Origin of the sequence: Chitinophaga vietnamensis (genome assembly GCF_902167635.1) — a bacterium.
Classification (GTDB): domain Bacteria; phylum Bacteroidota; class Bacteroidia; order Chitinophagales; family Chitinophagaceae; genus Chitinophaga; species Chitinophaga vietnamensis.
The window spans coordinates 920,030-934,147 of sequence record NZ_CABHMS010000001.1; the positions used below are offsets into that span (position 1 = coordinate 920,030).

Annotated in this window: 16 protein-coding genes and 3 tRNA genes; 12 read left to right on the top strand and 7 right to left on the bottom strand. The window is 49.1% G+C overall.

From position 1 onward, the window contains the following. Positions 1 to 39: 39 nt before the first annotated feature. Entirely contained in the window at positions 40 to 1,068 is a 1,029-nt protein-coding gene (locus FPG75_RS03805) for a sensor histidine kinase (protein ID WP_236652718.1), read from the top strand. Then, positions 1,046 to 1,798 (top strand): LytR/AlgR family response regulator transcription factor, encoded by a 753-nt coding sequence (locus tag FPG75_RS03810; RefSeq protein ID WP_143305223.1) that lies wholly within the window; start codon positions 1,046 to 1,048, stop codon positions 1,796 to 1,798. The genes FPG75_RS03805 and FPG75_RS03810 overlap by 23 nt, the downstream gene beginning before the upstream one ends. Here the strand turns inward: FPG75_RS03810 and FPG75_RS03815 are convergent. Next, positions 1,793 to 2,182, bottom strand: a complete 390-nt coding sequence (locus FPG75_RS03815) for a thioesterase family protein (protein WP_143305224.1) — start codon at positions 2,180 to 2,182, stop codon at positions 1,793 to 1,795. The genes FPG75_RS03810 and FPG75_RS03815 overlap by 6 nt on opposite strands. Positions 2,183 to 2,280: 98 nt before the next feature. On the opposite strand from FPG75_RS03815, the gene FPG75_RS03820 reads away from it, so the two are divergent. Next, positions 2,281 to 2,463: a hypothetical protein gene (locus FPG75_RS03820; RefSeq protein WP_143305225.1), complete on the top strand. Its 183-nt coding sequence runs from the start codon at positions 2,281 to 2,283 to the stop codon at positions 2,461 to 2,463. 2 nt (positions 2,464 to 2,465) lie between these two features. Continuing rightward, on the top strand, positions 2,466 to 2,954 hold the full coding sequence (locus FPG75_RS03825; protein ID WP_143305226.1) for a nucleotidyltransferase: 489 nt from the start codon (positions 2,466 to 2,468) through the stop codon (positions 2,952 to 2,954). Here FPG75_RS03825 and FPG75_RS03830 read toward each other — a convergent pair whose 3' ends face one another. Both FPG75_RS03830 and FPG75_RS03835 read right to left on the bottom strand, forming a co-directional pair. Continuing rightward, on the bottom strand, positions 2,955 to 4,814 hold the full coding sequence (locus tag FPG75_RS03830) for an Nramp family divalent metal transporter (RefSeq protein ID WP_143305227.1): 1,860 nt from the start codon (positions 4,812 to 4,814) through the stop codon (positions 2,955 to 2,957). A 39-nt stretch (positions 4,815 to 4,853) separates the two neighbouring features. After that, the gene (locus FPG75_RS03835) at positions 4,854 to 5,513 is read right to left on the bottom strand and encodes a metal-dependent transcriptional regulator (RefSeq protein WP_143305228.1); all 660 of its coding nucleotides are present in this window, start codon (positions 5,511 to 5,513) and stop codon (positions 4,854 to 4,856) included. Positions 5,514 to 5,641: 128 nt separating this feature from the next. Here FPG75_RS03835 and FPG75_RS03840 point away from each other — a divergent pair, with 128 nt between their 5' ends. The 4 genes from FPG75_RS03840 to FPG75_RS03855 all read left to right on the top strand — a co-directional run bounded on the left by FPG75_RS03840 (position 5,642) and on the right by FPG75_RS03855 (position 7,076). After that, on the top strand, positions 5,642 to 6,589 hold the full coding sequence (locus tag FPG75_RS03840; protein WP_143305229.1) for a hypothetical protein: 948 nt from the start codon (positions 5,642 to 5,644) through the stop codon (positions 6,587 to 6,589). A gap of 206 nt (positions 6,590 to 6,795) precedes the next feature. Next, a tRNA-Val gene (locus FPG75_RS03845) sits at positions 6,796 to 6,870 on the top strand. 27 nt (positions 6,871 to 6,897) lie between these two features. Continuing rightward, a tRNA-Val gene (locus FPG75_RS03850) sits at positions 6,898 to 6,972 on the top strand. Between the two features lie 29 nt (positions 6,973 to 7,001). After that, positions 7,002 to 7,076 (top strand) — tRNA-Val (locus FPG75_RS03855). 62 nt (positions 7,077 to 7,138) lie between these two features. On the opposite strand, the gene FPG75_RS03860 is transcribed toward FPG75_RS03855, so the two are convergent. From FPG75_RS03860 to FPG75_RS03870, 3 genes are read right to left on the bottom strand one after another with little or no spacing between them, the layout of a single operon-like run. Beyond that, positions 7,139 to 7,870: a hypothetical protein gene (locus tag FPG75_RS03860; RefSeq protein ID WP_143305230.1), complete on the bottom strand. Its 732-nt coding sequence runs from the start codon at positions 7,868 to 7,870 to the stop codon at positions 7,139 to 7,141. Between the two features lie 54 nt (positions 7,871 to 7,924). Beyond that, the gene (locus FPG75_RS03865; RefSeq protein ID WP_143305231.1) at positions 7,925 to 8,278 is read right to left on the bottom strand and encodes a hypothetical protein; all 354 of its coding nucleotides are present in this window, start codon (positions 8,276 to 8,278) and stop codon (positions 7,925 to 7,927) included. Between the two features lie 2 nt (positions 8,279 to 8,280). Continuing rightward, positions 8,281 to 10,434, bottom strand: coding sequence for a cation:proton antiporter (locus FPG75_RS03870; protein ID WP_236654191.1), 2,154 nt, complete (start codon positions 10,432 to 10,434; stop codon positions 8,281 to 8,283). Positions 10,435 to 10,534: 100 nt separating this feature from the next. Here FPG75_RS03870 and FPG75_RS03875 point away from each other — a divergent pair, with 100 nt between their 5' ends. The 3 genes from FPG75_RS03875 to FPG75_RS03885 all read left to right on the top strand — a co-directional run bounded on the left by FPG75_RS03875 (position 10,535) and on the right by FPG75_RS03885 (position 12,163). Then, positions 10,535 to 10,843, top strand: coding sequence for an ATP-dependent Clp protease adaptor ClpS (locus tag FPG75_RS03875; protein ID WP_143305233.1), 309 nt, complete (start codon positions 10,535 to 10,537; stop codon positions 10,841 to 10,843). Between the two features lie 11 nt (positions 10,844 to 10,854). Beyond that, positions 10,855 to 11,493 (top strand): leucyl/phenylalanyl-tRNA--protein transferase, encoded by a 639-nt coding sequence (gene aat, locus FPG75_RS03880; protein ID WP_143305234.1) that lies wholly within the window; start codon positions 10,855 to 10,857, stop codon positions 11,491 to 11,493. A gap of 64 nt (positions 11,494 to 11,557) precedes the next feature. After that, on the top strand, positions 11,558 to 12,163 hold the full coding sequence (locus tag FPG75_RS03885; protein WP_143305235.1) for a DinB family protein: 606 nt from the start codon (positions 11,558 to 11,560) through the stop codon (positions 12,161 to 12,163). 76 nt (positions 12,164 to 12,239) lie between these two features. Here FPG75_RS03885 and mtaB read toward each other — a convergent pair whose 3' ends face one another. Beyond that, on the bottom strand, positions 12,240 to 13,517 hold the full coding sequence (mtaB, locus tag FPG75_RS03890; RefSeq protein WP_143305236.1) for a tRNA (N(6)-L-threonylcarbamoyladenosine(37)-C(2))-methylthiotransferase MtaB: 1,278 nt from the start codon (positions 13,515 to 13,517) through the stop codon (positions 12,240 to 12,242). An 82-nt stretch (positions 13,518 to 13,599) separates the two neighbouring features. Between mtaB and FPG75_RS03895 the strand changes: the two genes are divergently transcribed. Continuing rightward, the gene (locus tag FPG75_RS03895) at positions 13,600 to 14,037 is read left to right on the top strand and encodes a DUF4258 domain-containing protein (RefSeq protein WP_143305237.1); all 438 of its coding nucleotides are present in this window, start codon (positions 13,600 to 13,602) and stop codon (positions 14,035 to 14,037) included. The last annotated feature ends 81 nt before the right edge of the window (positions 14,038 to 14,118 follow it).

Genomic DNA, 14,118 nt, shown 5'->3' on the forward strand with positions numbered 1-14,118 from the left:
ACCAGAAAGTTTCAGTCAAGCCAAGGGAATATCAGACGGATGCTCATCATCACCTTCAGTGCATGGCTGGTGATATATGGAGGACTTTTGTGGTACTGGTTCGGTTTCCCTTTCTGGCAGTCTTTTACCGACAGCTCGGTGCACATATTGTTACTGGCCGCTTCCGGCATTATCGTAAGTACGAACCTCGCCTATTACCGGCCTGGTGGCGATACCGCCAAAATGGTGTACGTAAGCTGTGTGAGCACTGCCATGACTTTCCTCTGGGCCGCCGCCACCCGATGGATACTGGTAAAGACCTTTGAAGGCGATGCAGAATATATAACCTGGCTCAACAAAGCCCTCCCGGTACATTGCATCGTAGGATGGTTGCTCATTGCCGGTATGGGATTCCGCAGCATTGTGTGGTACGACTCCGTAGAACAACAGGAAGATCAGCAAAGAAAAGAAGCTACGGAAAAGATAGTGCGGGAAGCAGAACTGTATAAGCTCCATCAACAGCTGCAGCCGCACTTTTTGTTCAACAGCCTCAATTCTATCAATGCGCTGATCATGCTGCGCCCACAACAGGCCCGTGAAATGGTGCTTAAACTGTCGGACTTCCTCCGTGGATCGCTCAAAAGAGAGAATGATCAATGGATCTCGCTCACCGAGGAACTACAATATCTTGGGCTCTATCTCGAAATAGAAAAAGTGCGCTTTGGTCATCGTTTATCCACTACCGTTATACATGACGAAGCCTCCGAAAAAATGTATATGCCACCCATGTTACTGCAACCTGTGGTGGAGAATGCCATCAAATTCGGACTGTACGATACTATCGGCGAAATCGCCATCAACATAAAAGCGTGGGCAGTGGAAAATATGCTGTACCTTGAAGTCACGAACCCTTTTGATGCCGAGTTACAACAACCCAACAGAGGAACAGGCTTTGGCCTCACCTCCATACGGCGCAGGCTTTACCTGCTCTTCGCCCGCCAGGATCTGCTGGAAACCAGCGCCAACGGAAATATTTTTACTACATTGATTAAAGTACCACAAACGCATGATAAAAGCAGTAATAATTGATGATGAGCCACTGGCTCGCGAAGTGGTGAAAGAATACCTGATGAACTTCCCGCAGGTACAGGTATTACAGGAATGTAATGACGGCTTTGAAGGATTGAAAGCCATCCAGCAGCATCAGCCGGATATCATTTTTCTCGACGTACAAATGCCCAAGATCACCGGCTTTGAAATGCTGGAACTGGTAGAAACCCTGCCAGCCGTGATCTTTACCACTGCCTTTGAGGAACATGCGATCCGCGCCTTTGAGGTAAATGCGGTGGACTACCTGCTGAAACCCTTCTCCCGTGACCGTTTCGACAAGGCCCTGCAAAAGTGGCTCGACAAACAGGTGAGTGTGCCCGCTCCTGTGCCGGCGCCGGAAACCGCCGCCCTGCTTGAAACTGCCGCATCATCGCCGGTGCAAAGCAATCGGGTGGTGATCAAGATCAATGGTAAGATCAAGATCATCCCTGTACAGGATATCCATTACCTGGAAGCGGCGGATGATTATGTGAAGATATTTACGCAGGAAGGCAGTTTTCTGAAGAACAAGACCATGTCGTTCTTCGAGCAAACGCTGGACCCGCAACAGTTTACAAGGGTGCACCGTTCTTATATGCTGAATGTAAACCAGGTAACGCGTATTGATCCTTATGAGAAAGAAAACCACCTTGCCATCTTGCGCAGCGGCGCCAGGGTGCTGGTGAGCAAAACCGGCTATCCCAGGCTGAAAGCGGCTTTGGGCTTATAATGAGGCAAACAGTTTTTCCAGTTTCTCCTTCTTTAATATCTTCTGCGATTGCGTGCCGGTGGCGATTACCCGGTTACCTACGCGCGCTTCGTAGCTGCAAATAATCTCATGTTGGCGGATGGCAGTGATGGTAGCGGTAAAACGCACCTCGCTGCCAATCGCGGCAGGGGAGCGGTGTTCCACCGTTAGCGACGTCCCGATACCTTCTTCCCCTTCTTCTTTCATATCCAATACAAATAACCTGCAACACCATTCTGCATCTCTCGCCAACGCGAAAGTAGCATATACAGGATGTACATTGCCGGCATCGAAAGTGGCGCAGTCCTCTTGGCGGACAGTACGTGTGAAGTGTTGCTGGTGGCCGGGTTGGAAGAGATGGCGCATGATGTGTTTTTACTGTTTATAAACAATTAAATTAAGGAAATTAGTAGAGATATAGCTGCCCGTTTTTTAGTAAATTGCAACTATTAATGCCTTTTCACATGATTGATCAGGGAAACACTTATCTACCCGATTTTGATAAAGCTGAGCTGGACTTGTTAAAGAATGCGTTAAAGCGTTCCTATGAAGAGCGCTTTCTTGTGATGACCCGCTTGATGAAGGCTGGTCGCATGTTTAAAAGTGCAAAGATTACGCACAAAGCATTACCTACCCATAAGAAATAGTTATGGATATATTTGACGAGGAATTACTGCGCTTCTGGCGTGTATTGAACGAGCATCAGGTAAGATATATCATGGTGGGAGGCGTAGCCACCAATTTGCATGGGTATCAACGACTGACAGAAGATATTGACCTGTGGCTTGATGATACATTGGAGAACAGGAAAAAACTACGCAGTGCACTTGCTGATTACGGCATGGGAGATTTTGATGCCATTGAGCGCATGCAATTTGTTCCCGGCTGGACAACTTTTCAGCTTAATAACGGTGCTCCTCTGGACATTATGACCTCGATAAAAGGAATGGAAGAGCATTCTTTTGAAGAATGTCTGGAATATGCGTCTATTGCTGAAATATATGGTGTTAAAATACCTTTTCTTCATATCAATCATCTTATCACAGCTAAAAAGGCAAGCGACCGCCCCAAAGATAGAATAGACGTTGCCAACCTTGAAAAGATCAAGGAAATGGAAGACAACAATCCCCAGACCTAATCACTGCACCACCAGTACCGGCACAGACACCCGGTGCCTTACCTGATTCGCTGTTTCACCATAAATCCAGTCTTTGATGCCACGATGCCCGTGCCCGCCCAGTACCAGGAAATCGGCATGCTCTTCTTTTACGATGCGGGCAATCTCTCGCGCCCGGCGCCGGAAGCCCAGCACGCCTTTGGCCGAGATGTTACGGCTCTTCAGCAACGCAATGTAGGTATCCAGTTGTTCCTGGTCTTTACGCGTTTCGAGGTCGTCGGAGTCCTTGCCGAAATATTTGGCGGATGCGCTTTCTACAATGTGTATCAGTATATACTGCGTGTGTGCGTTACCGTGAGCAATGGCATTTTTAATGATCTGTTCATCTTTCTTACTGAACTCCAGCGCCATTGCAACGCGGTTATACACCGGGCGTTCCAGCTCGCCAAGACTCACCTGTGCCGCGTGGATATTGGCATTCACAGCGAGGCGGTAGCGGGTGATCAGCGGATAAACGATGGTAATGACCAGCAGCGCCACAAAGCCGAGGCCTGCGCCTACTATGAGGGCATCTACCCAGAAATTGCTCTGGCCTGCTATATAACCAATGGCTGATGTATATACCATGCGCATGTTGAGATAAACGAGTATGGCGGTGATGATCCAGCTGATGATCTTTACAGATGGTTTGATGGCGAAGTCGCCCATCGTATGTTTATCGCTCACAAAATGTATCAGCGGGATGATAGCAAATCCGAGCTGCATGCTGAGCAGCACCTGGCTGAAAACCAGCAATGCGCCTACTTCTTTGTCGCCCGCAATAACGATCACCAGCAATGCAGGGATGATGGCCAGCAGGCGGGTGATGAGGCGGCGCAGCCATGGATTGATACGCAGCCGCAGGTAGCCTTCCATCACGATCTGGCCAGCCAGCGTGCCGGTAACGGTGGAGCTTTGTCCGGCCGCTATCAGCGCTACGGCAAAGAGCACGGGCGCCAGTTTGGTACCCAGCAGTTTTTCCAGCAGCTCATGTGCATCCTGTATCTCGGCGATCTGTGTGCGGCCGCTGGTGAAGAATACCGCCGCTGCCAGGATGAGGATGGCGGCATTCACCAGAAATGCCAGGTTGAGCGCGATGGTACTGTCTATAAAGTTAAGTTTTAAAGCCTGGCGGATACCTTTTTCATCGCGTTTTATTTTCCTCGTTTGCACGAGGGCTGAGTGCAGGTAAAGGTTGTGTGGCATAACGGTGGCGCCGATGATACCGATAGCGATGTACAAGGCATTGTTATCAGGGAGGGTAGGGATGAAACCTTTTACTACTTCGCCCATCTGTGGTTTGGCGAGTATGAGCTCTATCATGAAGGAGACGCCAACGATGGCGACGAGGCACACGATGAAAGCTTCCATTTTACGCATGCCGAACCTTTGCAATACGAGCAGCAGAAAGGTGTCGAGTACGGTGAGGCTCACGCCCCAGATGAGCGGGAGGCCGGTGAGCAATTGTATCCCGATGGCCATACCAAGTACTTCGGCGAGGTCGGTGGCGGCAATGGCGATTTCGGCGAGCACATACAGGAGAAAGTTGACGGCCGGCGGATAGGTTTCACGGTTGGCCTGTGCGAGGTCGCGGCCGCGGACAATGCCGAGACGGGCGGCCAGACTTTGCAACAGCAGTGCCATGAGGTTGCTCATCAGCAATACCCAGATGAGCTTATAGCCATACTGACTGCCGCCGGCCAGGTCAGTGGCCCAGTTACCGGGATCCATGTAGCCTACGCTTACCAGGTAGGCAGGCCCGAAGAAGGCGAATATTTTTCTCCATTTTGATTTACTGCCAGTATCTATACTTTCGTGTACCTCGCTTAATGACGGTCCCATAATATTTTAAATCAAAAAATCCTTAAATCCGCAAATCCTTTACAGTGGCCTTACCATGATATGCTTGGCTACCTGCTCGCTCACCATGAAGGCAGGTTGGTGTTTAATTTTTATTTCGATAGAGTTATCGTATTCATAGTGTGCGACGATCTCCAGCTGTGTGCCCAGTTTCACGCCTTTGGCATTGAGGAAGGCCAGCAATGCGGTGGATTGGTCGGTGACGGCGGTGACGGTGAGCCGCTTGGCAGTGGCCTGATCCAGGGAGGTTTGTGGGCGCGGCCTGGCGAGCTTACCCTGTGCATCCGGGATAGGATCGCCATGGGGATCGAAGAGCGGGTTGCCCAGAAATTCGCTGAGGCGGTTGGTGAGTTTCTCGCTGCGTACATGTTCCAGTTCTTCGGCCAGTTCATGCACTTCTTCCCAGCTGAAGGCCAGCTTTTCCACCAGGAAACATTCCCAGAGGCGGTGGCGGCGCACGATCTGCAGGGCGGCTTTCCGTCCTTCGGCGGAAAGGGTGATGCCTTTATATTTTTCGTAGCCGATGAGTTTTTTCTCTTTCAGCTTCTTGGCCATATCGGTTACAGAGGCGGGCTTTGTTTCCAGTTCATACGCCAAAGCGTTGGTGGTAACGGTTTCATCGCCTTCCTGCAGCTTGTATATCGATTTGATGTAGTTCTCTTCCGCAATAGATAAATTCATGTTACCTAAATAATTATTTAGACAAATCTAAATAATTAATCCGAACATTTTCCTATCCGGTATGTTTTTTGTTTTTTGTCGCGCACATATCAAAATTATATATAACTTTTGCCCAGAATTTAAAATTGATGAAGCGTTATCTGTTATTACTATTGGCGATCGGTGTTTTCGCGGCTTGTAAATCGAAGAAGAAAGGACATGGCGGCGATGAACCCATGACATTTGAAGACTTCCAGGAGTCGTTCACCGCAGGAAATCTGCCATACAAGTTGCCAGCGGATTCGCTGCAACAGAAGCTGGCGGATTCCCTCACGCTGGATACCGCCGACATTCGCCACTTCCTTACGGATACGCTCACGCGGGGCGATTTCTCCAAAAATGAAAAGGTCCGCTTCTGGCCCTTGCAGCGCATGAATGGCAGCGCGGTGAATTACATGGTGGTGAAAGCCGCCGGCAGATCCGCTACAGTAGGCTATCTATGCATGCTCGATAAAAAAAATAAGTTCCTGAAACGTTTTCGTGTAGCCGCCACCGGTAGTAACGATGGAACGCTCACATCGCTCAGCATTGATACAAAAAATGTAGTGAAGCTCACCACCGAAACGCAAAGCGCTACCAATCGCGCTACCCTTCGTGAAGACTTCTTCATGGTCAATAACGATGGCAGCATGACCCTGATTATGACCAACAGCAGCGGGCCTTCACAACCGGGCCAGCTCTTCAATCCAATCGATACATTACCGCGCAAGCACAAGTTCTCTGGCGACTATACCGCCGGCGATATGAGTCTCGTTTCCATCCGCGACGGAGAAGATGCCAAGAGCTTCCAGTTCTTCATCACCTTCTCTAAAAACAATGGCGAATGTAAGGGAGAACTCAGTGGTAAAGGCCATTACCTGGCCGGCAACAGAGGTGAGTATAAAGACAAGGAATCCTCTTGCGGTATCAGCTTCCAGTTTTCAAGCGGCCGGGTGAACATCCGTGAAATAGGCGGCTGTGGCGCTTATCGGGGTATCAAATGTTTCTTTGAAGGCGGCTTTGTAAAGAAAGCGGAGAAGAAGAAAAAGAAACAATAATCATTTTGGAATGTATGGATTTACGGATTTTTTGATTGGATGGAAGAGATTTTAAAATCGATGAAATGCTTGCTGGTAGCCACAAATCCGTAAATCAATAAATCCGTAAATCCCAAAATTTCAAAAATTATTTGGTAGAATAAAAATAGTTTATACCTTTGCGATCCAATCGAACGAAAGGCTCGAAGGTTACGAAGAAACATAACGGGAGTTTAGCTCAGCTGGTTCAGAGCATCTGCCTTACAAGCAGAGGGTCGATGGTTCGAATCCGTCAACTCCCACACTTCAAAATAATAAAGATCTTTTCAGGGAGTTTAGCTCAGCTGGTTCAGAGCATCTGCCTTACAAGCAGAGGGTCGATGGTTCGAATCCGTCAACTCCCACACTTCAAAATAATTAAAGATCTTTTTAAGGGAGTTTAGCTCAGCTGGTTCAGAGCATCTGCCTTACAAGCAGAGGGTCGATGGTTCGAATCCGTCAACTCCCACAACATAATAAAAGCAGCTACGATGAGTAGCTGCTTTTTTATTTATAGCGCCTGCCGGCACATTATTTATTCCCCAATTCCTCATCAATTTCCGTAATCAGCGTTTTTATTTCTTCTTTTAAAGCTACTTTCTGATCTGTCATCTCGTGCAGCAGGTTCCTTTGCCACATGATTTGAAACCGGACGGCCGGGTCATTTAAAAGACCGGAGATCAGAGAATTGCCCTTAGGCCCCATGGGTGCTTTCGATCCGATAAAGGTGATGTACTGATTTCGTCTTTCCTGAAAAACCAGTTGATCTGAGTTGCGCCTGTTAGGTAAGGCTACGGTGTACATTTTAGTAATATGCTGCAACAATGTTTTATCTTCTATTAACCTTAGATTTCCGGAAGACTTAAAGCTTTCAAACCGGCTGCCGTCAAAAACAAAGCTTGCCATATTGACGAGATTGCCGCTGGCGCTGTCGGCAAATGCGGGGTTGAGCCTGTTCTCAACGATCTGCGTCCAAAGCGTGTCATAGTAATCCAGCGTTTGTTGGAAATGTATGTTGCCCTTATCTATCGTAGTGGCAGTTATTTTGAGATCTTCGCTTATCCCGGTCAGGAAATCTTTTGCAAGCTTCTTTTCGTGCAGGTGCTCATTCCAGTTATGGAACCAGAGTGTAATGCTTACCGCTATTACAATGATCAGGATTTCAAAAAAGAGCTCTTCCAGTTTTTTCTTCCAAGGGGTATTTTTTCTCAGGAGTACTTTGGCTGCGTTTCCGGTGTGTTTAATAATTTTTTCCTCAGACATAAGGTTTAATGACGTATTTGGTTTGTACTAAATATAAAGTGAATAATAATAGTTTTACTGATTTTCTTTTGTATTCTCCACATGAAAAATATGTAGTATCCGGTGCGCTATGGGCGTGAACATGATCGCGGTAACCGTCAGGAACATCACACCGCTGTACAGGGCATAGAGGCCTGAAAATATTTTAGCGGCGTTGGAGGTCATCGGATTTACAGGCCCCATGCCAGTGAGGATCATGGCCGCATTCAGATAGGCATCGATCCAGTTGAGACCGGCGAGGAAATGATAACCCATCGTTCCTATCAGCATACTGAGTACAATCAGCCCAAGGGCATACCTGCCGTATTTAAGCAAACGTTTTGCAAAGCTGCGCCTGGATGGCAGCGCTTGTGATTTATGTTCTAACATAATTATTTTTTCGGCCCTTTGAAAATGCGTTTCACTGCCCTGCCCAGTTTGTTCAGGTTAGCCAGCTGTTCCTGGATAGGCGCCAGGGTAAGGTCTTCCGGCTGAAGGCCTGCTTCAATAAAGTCTACCGCCCTTTGTTCCGGATACAAAAGGATCACGTTATTATCCTTGAAATGACGGCTTACCTTAGCCGGGATCGATTCCATAAAAGCATGGTAAGAGAGCGTTCCCTTGCGGGCTGTCACCGTTACCACGAGGTCGTCGCGCGTTACTTCGCGGGAAAGGATGAGGAAATCCTCAATGGTATCGAACTGCTTGAAAACCACGTCCACACTCATTTTCGCCTGTTCCATCCAGGCAGTGACCACCTGTTGTGTTTTGTTATTACAGAAGATGAGCAGCCTGGCCCCGGCTTGTTTGGCCAGTACGAACATCTTGCCGATATAATGTGAAAAGCCGATCTCATACTCGGTATTATGCGGCATCACCAGCACCATCTTTTTAGTGGTACTGAGCGGATGCTGGAAATTGCAGACGTATACTGTTTCCCAAACGCTTTGCAGCACGTTATCCAGCGTGGTACCGAAGATATTGCCGAAAAGACGGTCGGTAGTGCTGGTTTTGTCGGTCCAGCCGAGGATCACGTCGCTGACCATGAGTTCTTTGGCGGCTCTTGCGATACCATCAGATACGTTGAGGTCAATACGCGTCACCACCTGCACTTCGCTTTCGGTAGCGGCAGCGTGTATCACGGCTTTCTCCATCATTTTGTTGGTAAGATGGATGCGTTCTTTCGCTTCTTCATTATCCTGCACTACTGCCAGCGGATAGATGGGCGTGGGGGCGTGCGCATCTTTGATCATCACTGCAAAATCCAGCAGGGCTTCTATACGCTCGGGGTTGGCTACGGGAATGAGTATACGTTCTGGCTGATCGGGCAGTTCGGGCTTGTCCGCTGCATCTTGTATGGCCAGCTTGCGCGCTGCGCCTTCCGTTACAAATGAGCCAACGAGACAGGTAATGAGGATCAATACCACGGTGCCATTCAACACATTTTCATCTACAATGCCCATATTAAAACCAATGAGGATAACGGCGATCGTAGCTGCGGCATGCGCGCTGCTCAAACCGAAGATCACATTGCGTTGCGTAGGGCTGTAGCGGAACGTGAGCTGTGTGAAAAATGCGGCGAGCCATTTGCTCGAGAGCGCCATGCCGGTGAGCGCGCCCGCGATGATGAGGGCTTCCGGCCCTCTCAGCAGCACGCGAAGGTCTACCAGCATACCCACGCTGATCAGGAAGAAGGGGATGAACAGGGCGTTGCCAACGAACTCGATACGGTTCATTAACGGCGAGGTATGCGGTATCAGTTGGTTGAGCGCCAATCCGGCGAGGAAGGCGCCGATAATGCCTTCCACGCCTGCGAGTTCGGCGAGGAAGGCAGCTGCGAACACCAGTGCCAGCACAAATATGAAATGCGATGTTTTGTCGTCTTTTATTTTTTTGAAGAACCAGCGGCCCAGCATAGGCATGAGCCACAGGATGATGGCGGCGAATACGGCCAGGGAGATGCTCAGCCTGGTCCAGAACTGTGCATTGAGGTTGCCGGCTTCAGCGCCGGTGATGATGGCCAGTATCAGCAGTACCAGGGTATCTGTGATGATCGTGCCGCCAACGGCTACAGTTACGGCTTCATTTTTTGTAACACCCAGGCGGCTGGCCAGGGGATAGGCCACTAGCGTATGTGTGGCAAACATGCTCGATACCAGCAGTGTGGCCATGAAATTGAAATGCAGCACATAGGAACATACCAGAAAACCCATCACCAGCGGAATGAGGAAGGTGAAGGCGCCGAAAACCATGCTGCGGTAGCGGTTCTTGCGGAACTCTGTCATGTCCAGCTCGAGGCCGGCGAGGAACATGATATAGAGCAGGCCTGCTTTTCCAAACAGGTCTATGCTGCCTTTTTCTATGATCTTGAAGCCATGGTCGCCGATCAGCATGCCGGCCAGTATCAGCCCGATAATGCTGGGAATACGGAACTTGCGCAGGATGATGGGCGCCAGCAAGATGATAAACAATACCAACGAAAAAATAGGTACCGGATCTTTCAACGGCAAGCTGGTACTCATCAATAAAACCAATCTGTTCATCATAACCAATTTTTAAAAATTACAGAAAATCGTCCGATCTCAGCTATCAAATATGGATAAATTAACGAATAATCCATGTAATTTTGCATAAAGCTTTTTTTAAATGAGCGATCGTACAAGTACTGAGATAATTCCTGAGGAATTGGAAGATGTGATGGTAGCGGAAGATGAGCAGTTTCCCTTCAGCCTGATCGTTTGGAATGATGAGGTAAATACGTTTGACTGGGTCATCGCATCGCTCGTAGAGGTGTGTGGCCACTCCAATGAGCAGGCAGAGCAATGTGCCCTCATCATCCATTTCAATGGTAAATACGCCGTAAAGCATGGTGAGTACCTGAAGTTGCGCCCGCTGTGCGAGGCATTGCTGGAGCGGGGCCTCAGCGCCACCATCGAGGAAATGGCCGGCAAGTAGTTTCTTTCAACATGTCTGTTTTCCGTCTTAATAAAAAACTGATCTTTCCTCCTGTGCAGCTATCGGAATCCGATGGTTTGCTGGCGGTAGGCGGCGATCTTTCCACCGAACGTCTTCTGCTGGCCTATCAATCCGGTATCTTCCCCTGGTATGATGAACCGCCCATCCTGTGGTGGAGCCCTGATCCCCGTTTCGTACTTTTTCCCGAAAATCTCAAAGTGTCTGCCAGCATGAAACAGGTGCTGAGGCAGCAGCGTTTCCGTATCTCCTTCAATGAAGCCTTCCCGGCGGTAATCCGCCGCTGTAGCGAGATTCCGCGGGCCGGGCAAAGCGGCACCTGGATCACCAAAGAGATGCAGGAGGCCTATATACGCCTGCATCGCGAAGGCTATGCCATGTCGGTGGAATGCTGGGATGGCCCCCTGCTGGCCGGCGGCCTCTATGGCGTAAAAATTGGCCGCTTCTTTTTCGGCGAGTCCATGTTTGCGGATGTCAGCAATGCCTCCAAAGCCGCCTTCATCACGTTTGTACAAACCTTTGGCCACGAGCTCACCATGATCGATTGCCAGGTACATACCCATCATCTTGCATCGCTGGGGGCCAGCTTCATCACACGCGAAGAATTTCTACAGCTACTGGATTTTTCGTAACTTTTGGCCCTGCTGTAATTCCTCTTTTTCATTCAATTATTTACTGGCACTAAAAAATTAAACTATGAAACGTACACTCCTGCTGTTGGCTGTTGTTGTGTGCTCGGCATTTCTTGTCCCCAAACAACCCACTGTTCGGGAAGACCGCAGCCTGCTCCTCTCGGAATTGAAAAACACCAAAGAGAACCTGCTCAAAACAGTGCAGGGGCTCAGCGACGCCCAACTGCAATACAAGCCCGCACCTGACCGCTGGTCAGTAATAGAATGTGTGGAGCACATCACCCTGATCGAAAGATTTTTCCGCGAAGCGGAACAATCCATGATAAAGGAACCTGCCAACCCCGACAAAAAGAAAGACGTAAAGGTAACGGACGACTTTATCGTGAAGTCGGTAGAAGACCGCAGCCACAAACGCCAGGCGCCGGAATTTGGGCAGCCTAAAAATACTTTTGGCTCGCCATCCGCTACCATAGCGGCTTTCAGCGCACAGCGCGATTCCCTGATCGATTATGTTACTAACACCACGGATGATATGCGCAATCATCTCACCGACAAATCCCCTTTTGGCACTATCGATGCCTATCAACTGCTCCTGCTGGATGCCGCCCATACGGCCAGGCATACTAAACAAATGCAGGAAGTGAAGGCGGATAGCGGATTTCCTAAATAATTTATAGTACAAAGGAGAAGGGCTTTTGTTGTGCACTGGCACAGCAAAAGCCCTTCTCCTTTGTACTATAAATTATTTATCTAAGTTCCCAGTCGATGATCTGATTGCTCCATTCTTCACGGAAAGGAGTGGTGATCTTGATGTAATTATCTGTATAGCCTTCCATCATACCATCTTTGTTGTGTGATTCAAACAATACTTTCCTGGTTTGATGAAGATGTTGTTCGGTGAAGAACTGCATCTTTTTATGGCTGAGGTTACGCAGCGCCTTGTTGCGCTCGTGGCGTACATTTACGGGCACTACCGGCTGAATATCCAGTGCCTGGGTATTGGCGCGTTCAGAATAGGTGAACACGTGCAGGTAGGATATATCCAGCTGATGAAGGAAGTCGTAAGTATCGCGGAAATGTTCATCGCTTTCGGAGGGGAAGCCTACGATCACATCCACGCCGATGGCGCAATGCGGCATGAACTGTTTGATGAGCGCTACTTTTTCGGCATAGAGCTCGCGGCGGTAGCGGCGGCGCATCAGGCCGAGAATATGATTGCTGCCGCTTTGCAGCGGAATATGGAAATGCGGCATGAACTTGCGGCTGTTGGCTACAAATTCGATGATCTCATTGCTCAGCAGGTTCGGCTCTATTGAAGAGATGCGGTAACGCTGGATACCTTCCACCTGGTCGAGCGCCTGTACCAGTTCATAAAAAGTTTCTTCTCTTTTTTTGCCGCCTTCGAAGCCTTTACCGAAATCGCCCAGGTTTACGCCGGTGAGTACGATCTCTTTCACGCCGCTGGCAGCAAGGGTTTCCGCGTTTTTAATCACGTTGGTGATACTATCGCTGCGGCTTTTGCCACGAGCCATCGGGATGGTGCAGAAAGCGCAGTTATAGTCACAGCCGTCCTGCACCTTCAGGAAGGTACGGGTGCGGTCGTTGATAGAGTAGGAAGAATGGAAGGAGTTTACTTCCTCGATATCGCAGGAACATATTTTAGTGCTGTCGCCTTTGGTGAGCGTTTTCAGGTGTTCGGCGATATTGAATTTTTCAGCGGCGCCCAGTACGAGGTCAACTCCTTCGATGGAGGCGATCTCCTGGGGTTTGAGCTGGGCGTAGCATCCGGTGATCACGACCATGCTTTCGGGCGCGCGGCGCTGTATGCGCCGTACCAGCTGCCGGCATTCCTTGTCGGCATTGTCTGTTACCGAGCAGGTATTGATCACATATACATCTGCGGTGTTGTCGAAATCTGTTTTCACAAAACCATCCTGTTCCAGCAACCTGCTTAAAGTGGAGGTTTCTGAAAAGTTCAGCTTACAGCCGAGTGTATGAAATGCTACTGTTTTTACTTGTTCCATAAAGGAGGGCAAAGGTAGCAACTTTTTATGTCATAGACAGGTCAGGAATTTTAACTATTTTACGCTGCGCTTTTAATTGATTATGAAATCTCTGCAGAAATACCTTCCAGTTGGATTGTTGGCCTTGTTACTGGTGGCCGGATGGCACCAGCATTGGTGGAAAAGTAATATACCTGGCGCCGGCGACCGGCCGTCGATGACCCGGGTGCCGCGTCCAACGGCCGCCCAGGCAGGTGATATCCTCAACCGCCACGCACATCTTGAATATACGAAACATGCCAGGTGTCGGATGGAATGCCGTCATGTGACTGAAGCCGAAGTGGGAGAGATCCTGAGCGACGGTAAAGTGAACATGGAGAAGTCCAATCCCAACGATCATCCCTGCCCAACGTATGCCCTGGAGGGATATTCCCATGAAGGGCAGCACCTGCGGATTGTTTTCGCACCTTGCGATGATAGTAATACGCGGGTGATTACCTGCATCGACCTGGATAAGGACTGGTCTTGCAGTTGTGAATAATTTCGACCCTGCAATTCATAATTCGTAATTCGTAATTATTGTTGTAGTTTTCGGCCTTAATTCATCACTCTCAAGGGGCGT

Bases quoted from the DNA above. Each gene is read 5' to 3' on its own strand.
- FPG75_RS03805 (WP_236652718.1), top strand. From the start codon at position 40: ATGCTCATCATCACCTTCAGTGCATGGCTGGTGATATATGGAGGACTT.
- FPG75_RS03810 (WP_143305223.1), top strand. From the start codon at position 1,046: ATGATAAAAGCAGTAATAATTGATGATGAGCCACTGGCTCGCGAAGTG.
- FPG75_RS03815 (WP_143305224.1), bottom strand. From the start codon at position 2,182: ATGCGCCATCTCTTCCAACCCGGCCACCAGCAACACTTCACACGTACT.
- FPG75_RS03820 (WP_143305225.1), top strand. From the start codon at position 2,281: ATGATTGATCAGGGAAACACTTATCTACCCGATTTTGATAAAGCTGAG.
- FPG75_RS03825 (WP_143305226.1), top strand. From the start codon at position 2,466: ATGGATATATTTGACGAGGAATTACTGCGCTTCTGGCGTGTATTGAAC.
- FPG75_RS03830 (WP_143305227.1), bottom strand. From the start codon at position 4,814: ATGGGACCGTCATTAAGCGAGGTACACGAAAGTATAGATACTGGCAGT.
- FPG75_RS03835 (WP_143305228.1), bottom strand. From the start codon at position 5,513: ATGAATTTATCTATTGCGGAAGAGAACTACATCAAATCGATATACAAG.
- FPG75_RS03840 (WP_143305229.1), top strand. From the start codon at position 5,642: ATGAAGCGTTATCTGTTATTACTATTGGCGATCGGTGTTTTCGCGGCT.
- FPG75_RS03860 (WP_143305230.1), bottom strand. From the start codon at position 7,870: ATGTCTGAGGAAAAAATTATTAAACACACCGGAAACGCAGCCAAAGTA.
- FPG75_RS03865 (WP_143305231.1), bottom strand. From the start codon at position 8,278: ATGTTAGAACATAAATCACAAGCGCTGCCATCCAGGCGCAGCTTTGCA.
- FPG75_RS03870 (WP_236654191.1), bottom strand. From the start codon at position 10,434: ATGATGAACAGATTGGTTTTATTGATGAGTACCAGCTTGCCGTTGAAA.
- FPG75_RS03875 (WP_143305233.1), top strand. From the start codon at position 10,535: ATGAGCGATCGTACAAGTACTGAGATAATTCCTGAGGAATTGGAAGAT.
- aat (WP_143305234.1), top strand. From the start codon at position 10,855: ATGTCTGTTTTCCGTCTTAATAAAAAACTGATCTTTCCTCCTGTGCAG.
- FPG75_RS03885 (WP_143305235.1), top strand. From the start codon at position 11,558: ATGAAACGTACACTCCTGCTGTTGGCTGTTGTTGTGTGCTCGGCATTT.
- mtaB (WP_143305236.1), bottom strand. From the start codon at position 13,517: ATGGAACAAGTAAAAACAGTAGCATTTCATACACTCGGCTGTAAGCTG.
- FPG75_RS03895 (WP_143305237.1), top strand. From the start codon at position 13,600: ATGAAATCTCTGCAGAAATACCTTCCAGTTGGATTGTTGGCCTTGTTA.